General features: G+C 74.4%; 7 protein-coding genes. 6 read left to right on the forward strand and 1 reads right to left on the reverse strand.

Going from position 1 to position 9,160, the window contains the following annotated elements; genetic code table 11:
- Positions 1-77 precede the first annotated feature (77 nt).
- The 6 genes from K353_RS34535 (at position 78) to cimA (ending at position 8,454) form a co-directional block, all read left to right on the forward strand.
- Complete coding sequence (locus K353_RS34535) at positions 78-251, forward strand: hypothetical protein (RefSeq protein WP_158585495.1); 174 nt, start codon at positions 78-80, stop codon at positions 249-251.
- Positions 252-346: 95 nt separating this feature from the next.
- Positions 347-3,454 carry a S8 family serine peptidase gene (locus tag K353_RS27035; RefSeq protein WP_146616578.1) on the forward strand — a complete coding sequence of 1,036 codons (3,108 nt, stop codon included), beginning with the start codon at positions 347-349 and terminating at the stop codon, positions 3,452-3,454.
- 76 nt (positions 3,455-3,530) lie between these two features.
- Positions 3,531-4,568 carry a 3-isopropylmalate dehydrogenase gene (locus K353_RS27040; RefSeq protein WP_111556143.1) on the forward strand — a complete coding sequence of 346 codons (1,038 nt, stop codon included), beginning with the start codon at positions 3,531-3,533 and terminating at the stop codon, positions 4,566-4,568.
- A gap of 174 nt (positions 4,569-4,742) precedes the next feature.
- Positions 4,743-5,855: a branched-chain amino acid aminotransferase gene (locus tag K353_RS27045; protein WP_111556144.1), complete on the forward strand. Its 1,113-nt coding sequence runs from the start codon at positions 4,743-4,745 to the stop codon at positions 5,853-5,855.
- Positions 5,856-5,953: 98 nt separating this feature from the next.
- On the forward strand, positions 5,954-6,520 hold the full coding sequence (locus tag K353_RS27050; RefSeq protein WP_100836249.1) for a Uma2 family endonuclease: 567 nt from the start codon (positions 5,954-5,956) through the stop codon (positions 6,518-6,520).
- A gap of 329 nt (positions 6,521-6,849) precedes the next feature.
- On the forward strand, positions 6,850-8,454 hold the full coding sequence (cimA, locus tag K353_RS27055) for a citramalate synthase (RefSeq protein WP_111556145.1): 1,605 nt from the start codon (positions 6,850-6,852) through the stop codon (positions 8,452-8,454).
- Positions 8,455-8,544: 90 nt separating this feature from the next.
- On the opposite strand, the gene K353_RS27060 is transcribed toward cimA, so the two are convergent.
- Positions 8,545-9,132: an ATP/GTP-binding protein gene (locus K353_RS27060; protein WP_100836245.1), complete on the reverse strand. Its 588-nt coding sequence runs from the start codon at positions 9,130-9,132 to the stop codon at positions 8,545-8,547.
- Positions 9,133-9,160: the final 28 nt, after the last annotated feature.

Here is a 9,160-nt window from a genome sequence, read left to right on the forward strand (position 1 = left end):
GCGGCAGGCGATCCCTGCTCGGCGTACCCCCTCACCCCGCCAGCGCGCCGTCGCGCCCCCGCACCAAGGAGCCCGGTATGCCGTTCGTCGCAGACCGCACCACCGCCCCCGCCGCCGCCGCCGAGACCGCCACCGCCGCCCGCCCCGCGGCCCGCCGCCGCCGCCGCGCCGTCCCGGCCGACCCGCGCACCGCGGCCGCCCTGCAGCGCGCCCTCGACCGCCGCGACAACGGCGCCCAGGTGACCGACTGACCACCGACCCCGCTGCTGCGCCGGACGGGTGACGGGCCGTCACCCGTGCGGTGAACCTCCCCGCCCGGCCCGGCGGCGGCTCCTACCTTGGGGCCGTGCGCACCCCTCTCGGCCTCCTCGCCGCCCTCGCCCTGCTCGCCCCGGCCGCCGTCGTCCCCGCCTCGGCCGCCCAGGCCGCCGGCCCGGACGGACCCCGCACCACCGTGTTCGTGGAGCTCGACACCGAGCCCGCCGCCACCGCCTGGCAGCGGGCCCGGGACGACGCCCGCCGCGAGCTGCGCACCCCCGACCAGACCCGGCGCGCCGCCGCCACCGCCGGACAGGCCCAACGGGCCGTCGCGGAACGCTCGTTGGACGCGCTCACCGCGGCCCTGCGGCGCGCCGTCCCGGACGCCCGCCCGCTCTACCGCACCCGCACCCTGGTCAGCGGCCTCGCCCTGCGGCTGCCCGCCGCCGAACTGCCCCGGCTGGCCGCCCTGCCCGGGGTCCGCGCGGTGCGCCCCGTCACGCCCAAGCGGCGCGCCAACGGGTACTCGGTGCCGCTCACCGGCGCCCCGCAGGTCTGGGACGGCCCCGAGGGCCGCACCGGCGAGGGCGTCCGGATCGGCGTCGTCGACTCCGGCATCGACTACACCCACGCCGACTTCGGCGGCCCCGGCACCGCCGGGGCGTACCGCGCGGTGGACGGCGCCGCGCCCCCGCCCGCCGGGCTGTTCCCCAACGCCAAGGTGGTCGGCGGCAGGGACCTGGTCGGCGACGACTACGACCCCGACCCGGCCGCCGCCCACTACCAGCCCGACCCGCACCCCGACGACAACCCGCTCGACTGCGCCGCCAACGGCCACGGCACCCACGTGGCCGGCACCGCCGCCGGGTACGGCGTCACCGCCGACGGCGGGACCTACCGCGGCCCCTACCGGCCCGGCCTGGACCCGGCCGGCTTCCGGGTCGCCCCCGGCGCGGCCCCCGGCGCCCAGCTCTACGCGATCAAGGTGTTCGGCTGCGAGGGCTCCACCGACCAGCTCGCCGCCGCCCTCGACCTGGCCGCCGACCCGGACGGCGACGGCGACCCGTCCGACCGCCTCGACGTGGTCAACCTCTCGCTCGGCAGCCCCTACGGCCGCCCCGGCGACGCCGACGCGCTGGCCGCCGACCGGCTCGCCGCGCTCGGCACCGTGGTGGTCGCCGCCGCCGGCAACGAGGGCGACGTGTACGGCGTCGGCGGCAGCCCCGGCACCGCCGCCCGGGTGCTCACCGCCGCCGCCTCGGTCGACCCGCACGGCGACGCCGACGGCGTCACCGTGCTCGCCCCCACCGCCCTGGCCGGGGACGTCCCCGCGCACTGGAGCAGCAAGTACACCCACTGGGACGACACCGAGGTCAGCGGCGAACTCGCCGTCCCCGCCGACCAGTCGGACGGCTGCGCGCCCTTCTCGCCCGCCGACGCCGACCGGCTGCGCGGCAAGGTCGCCGTCCTGCGCTGGACCACCAAGGACCCGGACCGGGCCTGCGGCTCCGCCCCGCGCGCCGACCACGCCGCCGACGCCGGCGCCGTCGGCACGCTGTTCGCCGCCGACGGCGACAACCTCGGCGAGATCGCCGGCGACGACCGGATCCCGGCCGCGATCCTGGCCCGCGCCGACGGGCAGCGGCTGCTCGACGCCGCCGCGCACGGCCCGGTCGCCGTCCGGCTCGCCACCCCCGGCAACCCGCTGCACGGCGCCGTCCCGCAGGACCAGCCGGAGCGCACCGACACCCTGGCCTCCTTCACCTCCCGCGGCATCGGCGTCGACGGCGTCGTCAAGCCCGACCTGGCCGCCCCCGGCGAGACCATCTGGTCCGCCAAGGCGGGCACCGGCACCGGCGGCATGCGCGAGGACGGCACCTCGATGGCCACCCCGCACCTGGCCGGCCTGGCCGCCCTCGTCCGCTCCGCGCACCCCGACTACGACGCGGCCCAGGTCAAGGCCGCGCTGATGGACACCGCCACCGACACCTACCCGCACGACGGCCGCACCGGCCCGGTGTACGGCCCCGAGCGCACCGGCAGCGGCCGGGTCCGGGTCGACGCCGCCATCCGCACCCCCGTGCTCGCGTACGGCGCGCAGACCGACGGCGCGGTCGGCGTCTCCTTCGGCGTGGTCGAGGCCACCGGCGCCGCCACCGCCACCCGCGCGGTGACCGTCCGCAACCTCGGCGACCGCCCGCTCGGGTACGCCACCGGCTACGCGCCCGCCACCGCGCTGCCCGGCGCGTCCTTCGGGATCTCGCCCGCCCGGGTCGACCTGCCGCCGCACGGCAGCGCCACCGTCACCGTCACCCTCCGGCTCGGCCCCGACCTCGGCCGGGCCCCCGACCCCACCCTCGACCTGCTCCAGGCCGGACACGCCCGCAGCTACCGCGGCGAACTCTCCGGCCGGCTCACCCTCACCCCCGCCGACGACACCCTCCCGCCGCTGCGCGTCCCGCTGTTCGCCGCCCCGCGCGCCGCCTCCGCCACCACCGTGCTCGGCACCGCCGCCACCTTCGCCGTCTCCGGCGCCCCGCGCCCCGGCCTGCTCAGCGTCCTGCAGCCCGGCGGCGAAGGACCGCGCTGGCCGGACTGCCCCGCCGCCGACACCGACCCCTGCGTCGACGACCCCGCCGAGCGCTCCGCGAACCTGCGCCGCGCCGCCGCCGCCGTCGACGGCCACGGCACCCTCTACCTCGCCGCCGTCCTGTGGGCCCCCGCCGCCACCCCCGCCGGCGCCCTCGGCGTGCGCGCCTCGCTGGACGCCGACGGCGACGGCACCCCCGACGCCACCGTGGTCGCCGACCGCCTCCCCGGCAGCGACGCCCTGGTCGCCCGCACCCTGGACGCCCGCACCGGCGCCGAACTCGACGTCCAGCCGCTCAACGGCCGCTGGGGCGACACCGACACCGCCCTGCTCGACTCCGACACCCTCCTGCTCCCCGTCCGCCTCACCGCCCTCCCCCCGCTCACCCACCCCCGCTACACCCTCTGGACCGCCCCCTCCGAGGACCCCGCCGACGCCCTCGCCACCCTCGGCCCCTACCCCCTCGATCCCGCCCTCCCCACCCCCGTCCTCACCCCCGTCCACCCCGGCCAGGTCCTGCACACCCCGCTGCCCGCCGCCCTGGTCCTCCACCACCTCAACCCGACCGGCGACCGCGTCCAGCTCCTCACCCCGAACGGCGGCTGACCGGTCCGACCGTCCGGCCGTCCGGATGGTGGACGGTGTGTGCTCAGGCCGTGGGACGGGTTGTAGTGTCCGATTTATGTCTCGCACCATTCGTCTCGCAGTGATCCCGGGTGACGGCATCGGCCAGGAGGTCGTGGCCGAGGGCCTCAAGGTGCTCCGCACCGCCCTGCCCTCCGACGTCAAGCTGGAGACCACCGAGTACGACCTCGGCGCACGGCTCTACCACCGGACGGGGGAGACCCTCCCCGACGCGGTGCTGGAGGAGATCAAGGGGCAGGACGCGATCCTGCTCGGCGCCATCGGCGACCCCAGCGTGCCGTCCGGCGTGCTGGAGCGCGGGCTGCTGCTGAAGCTGCGCTTCGCCTTCAACCAGTACATCAACCTGCGTCCGGGCAAGCTGTTCCCGAACGTGAAGTCGCCGCTGGCCGGCGACCCGGAGATCGACTTCGTGGTGGTCCGCGAGGGCACCGAGGGCCCGTACGTCGGCAACGGCGGCACGCTGCGCACCGGCACCCCGCAGGAGGTCGCCACCGAGGTCTCGCTGAACACCGCGTACGGCATCGAGCGGGTGGTCCGGGACGCGTACCGCCGGGCCCAGGGCCGGCCGCGCAAGAAGCTCACGCTGGTCCACAAGAACAACGTGCTGGTGCACGCCGGCCACCTGTGGACCCGGATCTTCCAGCAGGTCGGCCAGGAGTTCCCCGAGGTCACCACCGACTACCTGCACGTGGACGCGGCGACGATCTTCTTCGTCACCCAGCCCGAGCGCTTCGACGTGATCGTCACCGACAACCTGTTCGGCGACATCATCACCGACCTCGCCGCGGCCGTCACCGGCGGCATCGGCCTGGCCGCGTCCGGCAACATCAACCCGGACGGGGAGTTCCCGTCGATGTTCGAGCCGGTGCACGGCTCCGCCCCGGACATCGCCGGCCAGGGCAAGGCCGACCCGACCGCCACGGTCCTCTCGGTCGCCATGCTGCTGGAGCACCTCGGCTTCGCCGCCGAGGCCGCCCGGGTCGAGGACGCGGTCGCCGCGGACCTCGCCGCCCGCTCCGGCGCCCGCTCCACCTCCGAGGTCGGCGACGCGCTCGCCGCCCGAGTATCCGGCTGACCGGCCGGAAGACAGTCTCCGGCCGGTGGGCCGGTTCATAGCGCGAGCACAGCCGCCCGGCTGTTCGGCACGGCCCTCTGGATGCGAGTATCGACAGTGGGCCGTGCCGTCATGCGTTCCCCCGCCCTGACGGTTGGAGGCCCAGCCCAACCCCACGGTGAAGGACAGACAGCCATGAGCACGCCCACCCCGGCGCCCATCACGTTCGACCTCAAGCCCTCCGCACACCCCCTGTCCGACGAGGAGCGCGAGGCCCGACTGGCCACCCCCGGTTTCGGCCGCGTCTTCACCGACCACATGGTGACCGTCCGCTGGACCGAGGGCCTGGGCTGGCACGACGCCCGGCTGACGCCGTACGCCCCGCTGGAGATCGACCCGGCCAACATGACGCTGCACTACGGCCAGTCGATCTTCGAGGGGCTCAAGGCGTACCGGCAGGCCGACGGCTCGATCGCCACCTTCCGCCCGGAGGCCAACGCCGCCCGCTTCCAGGCCTCCGCCCGTCGGCTGGCGATGCCCGAGCTGCCGGTCGAGACCTTCGTCGAGGCCGTCGAGCTGCTCGTCCAGCAGGACCGCGACTGGGTGCCGAACCAGCCCGAGCAGAGCCTCTACCTGCGGCCGTTCATGTTCGCCACCGAGGTCGGCCTGGGCGTGCGCCCCGCCAACTCCTACCTCTTCATGATCATCGCCTCGCCGGCCGGCGCGTACTTCTCCGGCGGGGTCAAGCCGGTCTCGGTCTGGCTCTCCGAGGACTACGTCCGCGCCGCGCCCGGCGGCACCGGCGCCGCCAAGTGCGCCGGCAACTACGCGGCCTCGCTGGTCGCCCAGGCCGAGGCCGCCGCCAAGGGCTGCGACCAGGTGGTCTGGCTCGACGCCACCGAGCACAGGTGGGTCGAGGAGATGGGCGGCATGAACCTCTACTTCGTGCTCGGCGAGGGCGAGGACGCCACCGTCGTCACCCCCGAGCTCTCCGGCTCCCTGCTCCCCGGCATCACCCGCGACTCGCTGCTCGCCCTGGCCGCCGACCTCGGCCACCGCACCGAGGAGCGGCGGATCTCCACCGACGAGTGGAAGCGCGGCAACGCCGACGGCACCATCACCGAGGTCTTCGCCTGCGGCACCGCCGCCGTCATCACCCCCGTCGGCCACGTCAAGTCCGCCACCGCCGACTGGACCGTCGCCACCGGCGAGCCCGGCCCCGTCACCCTCAAGCTCCGCGAGGCCCTCCTCGCCATCCAGGGCGGCCAGGCCCCCGACACCCACGGCTGGATGCACACCATCGCCTGACCCGGCACCGGTGCCCGGGCATTTCATGGCGGAATGCCCGGGCCCGGTAGCCTCGGAACGCCCCACTCGTTGAACAGCCCGGATCGGAGGGAGTGACGATGAGCGCCGCGACGTACGACACCGCCGACGTCCACCGCAGCCCGGAGGACGACCTCCTCAAGGCATTCCTCGCCCTGGACACCCCGGAGGGGTTCAAGGCCGAGCTCTTCGAGGGAGGGATCGTCGTGACGCCACCGCCGGACGGTGACCACGAGGGCGCCATCGGCCGGATCGTCCGCCAGGTGTTCCGGCTGTGCGACGCGGACATCACGTTCGCCGGGAACAAGGGACTGATCGTTCCCGGCGGCAGGTTCATCCCCGACGGGACGTTCGCCCACGAGGGGGCGTTCGACGGCCGGCCCGCGTGGATGAAGCCGGACGGGATCGTCATGGTCCTGGAGGTCACCTCCAGCAACCCCGCGAAGGACCGCTGGGACAAGCGGAAGGGCTACGCCGCGGCGGGGATTCCGCTGTACCTGCTGGTGGACCGCAAGGCCGGCAAGGTGGTGCTGCACAGCCACCCGGAGAGCGGGGAGTACGCCGCCACCACCTCCGTGCCGTTCGGGGACCCGTTGCCGCTGCCGAAGCCGTTCGGGTTCGACCTGGCGACGGACCGGTTGGCCTGACCCGTTCCGGATGGCGAGACGGGCCTTCCGTCCCGCCGGGCGTGTGCAAGACTGCGAGGGTGTCCTCGCTTTCGCTGATGATTAGCAGCAGGCGCGCCGGTCCGCAGTGACCGTTCCACGGCTACACCCAGACCGCGGAGCGACCACGAGCGTCCAGACCCGCGCGCAGACCTCTCGCACCCGCGAGGGGTCTTTTGTTTTGCCTCCCGGACCGGCCCGGGCCCTCACGAGGGGGCCGGAGACACCGGGGACGCGCGCGGGATGCTGGACAGTGGAGCCGGATTCCGATCCCGGCAGCAGTAACTCCACCGAACGGAGAACCCAGGGCCATGACCGAGGCCAACAGCCGCCCCAGCGACGGCTTCCACGTCTTCGACACCACGCTCCGCGACGGCGCCCAGCGCGAGGGCATCAACCTCACGGTGGCGGACAAGCTGGCGATCGCGCGCCACCTGGACGAGTTCGGTGTCGGTTTCATCGAGGGCGGCTGGCCCGGCGCCAACCCCCGGGACACCGAGTTCTTCGCCCGCGCCCAGGCCGAGCTGGAGTTCCGCAACGCCCGGCTGGTGGCGTTCGGCGCGACCCGCCGGGCCGGCGGGAAGGCCGCCGAGGACCCGCAGCTGGCCGCGCTGGTGGCCTCCGGCGCGCCGGTGGTGACGCTGGTGGCGAAGTCGCACGACCGGCACGTGGAGCTGGCGCTGCGCACCACGCTGGAGGAGAACCTGGAGATGGTCCGGGACAGCGTGGAGTTCCTGCGCGCCCAGGGCCGCCGGGTGTTCATCGACTGCGAGCACTTCTTCGACGGCTACCGGGCGAACCCGCAGTACGCGCTGGCGGTCGTCCGCACCGCGCACGAGGCGGGCGCGGACGTGGTGGTGCTGTGCGACACCAACGGCGGCATGCTGCCCTCCGGCGTGCGCGAGACCGTCGCCGCCGTGCTGGCCGGGACCGGGGCCCGCCTCGGCATCCACGCCCAGGACGACACCGGCTGCGCGGTCGCCAACACGCTGGCCGCCGTCGACGCCGGGGCCACCCACGTGCAGTGCACCGCCAACGGCTACGGCGAGCGGGTCGGCAACGCCAACCTGTTCCCGGTCGCGGCGGCGCTGGAGCTCAAGTACGACCGCCGGGTGCTGCCGGCCGGGGCGCTGGCCGAGATGACCCGGATCTCGCACGCCATCGCCGAGGTGGTGAACCTGACCCCGTCCACCCACCAGCCGTACGTCGGCTTCTCGGCGTTCGCGCACAAGGCGGGCCTGCATGCCTCCGCGATCAAGGTCGACCCGGACCTGTACCAGCACATCGACCCCGCGCTGGTCGGCAACACCATGCGGATGCTGGTGTCCGACATGGCCGGCCGGGCGTCGATCGAGCTGAAGGGCAAGGAGCTGGGCTACGACCTGACCGGCGACCGCGACCTGGCGGGCCGGGTGGTGGCCCGGGTGAAGGCGCAGGAGAACCTCGGCTACACCTACGAGGCGGCGGACGCCTCCTTCGAGCTGCTGCTGCGCGACGAGGTGAACGGCGGCGAGCGGCAGCGGTTCTTCGCGCTGGAGTCCTGGCGGTCCATCAGCGAGCAGGGCCCGAACGGCTTCGCGGGCAACGAGGCCACCGTGAAGCTGTGGGCCAAGGGCGAGCGGAAGGTGGCCACCGGCGAGGGCAACGGCCCGGTGGACGCGCTGGACAAGGCGCTGCGCGCGGCGCTGGAGCCCATCTACCCGCCGCTGGCGAAGCTGGAGCTGGTGGACTACAAGGTCCGCATCCTGGAGGGCCAGCACGGCACCGGGTCCAAGACCCGGGTGCTGATCGAGTCCACCGACGGGACCGGGACCTGGTCGACGGTCGGCGTCGCGGACAACGTGATCGCCGCGTCCTGGGTGGCGCTGGAGGACGCGTACACCTACGGGCTGCTGAGGGCCGATCAGCAGCCGTAGCACCGGTCGGTGTGCGGAAGTGCCCAGGGGGCGTGCGGAAGGCTCCGCACGCCCCCTGCTGGCGTGTCCACTACCACCCCTGACGGGCCTTCATCGGAGTCGGGCGAGGAGGGCGTGTTCGACGAGGGTGATGAGGGCGCTCTTGGCGCTGTCGCGGCGTCGGGCGTCGAGGGTGATGATGGGGATCTCGGTGTTGAGTTGGAGTGCTTCGCGGACTTCTTCGGGGGTGTGGGCCTGGTGGCCGTCGAAGCCGTTGAGGGCGACGACGAAGGGGAGGCCGCTGTTCTCGAAGTAGTCGAGGGCGGGGAAGCAGTCGGCGAGGCGGCGGGTGTCGACGAGGACGACGGCGCCGATGGCGCCGCGGACGAGGTCGTCCCACATGAACCAGAAGCGGTCCTGGCCGGGGGTGCCGAAGAGGTAGAGGATGAGGTCTTCGTCGAGGGTGATGCGGCCGAAGTCCATGGCGACGGTGGTGGTGGTCTTGCCGGAGACGTGGCTGAGGTCGTCGATGCCGGCGGAGGCCGAGGTCATGACGGCTTCGGTGCGCAGGGGGTTGATCTCGGAGACCGCGCCGACGAGGGTGGTCTTGCCCACGCCGAATCCGCCGGCGACGACGATCTTGGCGGAGGTGGTGGCGCGGCTGGGGGCGGCGGCCGCGTTAGAGCTTGCGAAGTCCACTGAGGACCCTTTCGAGCAGCGTGACGTC

Source organism: Kitasatospora sp. SolWspMP-SS2h (assembly GCF_003259315.1).
In the GTDB taxonomy this organism is placed as follows: domain Bacteria; phylum Actinomycetota; class Actinomycetes; order Streptomycetales; family Streptomycetaceae; genus Kitasatospora; species Kitasatospora fiedleri.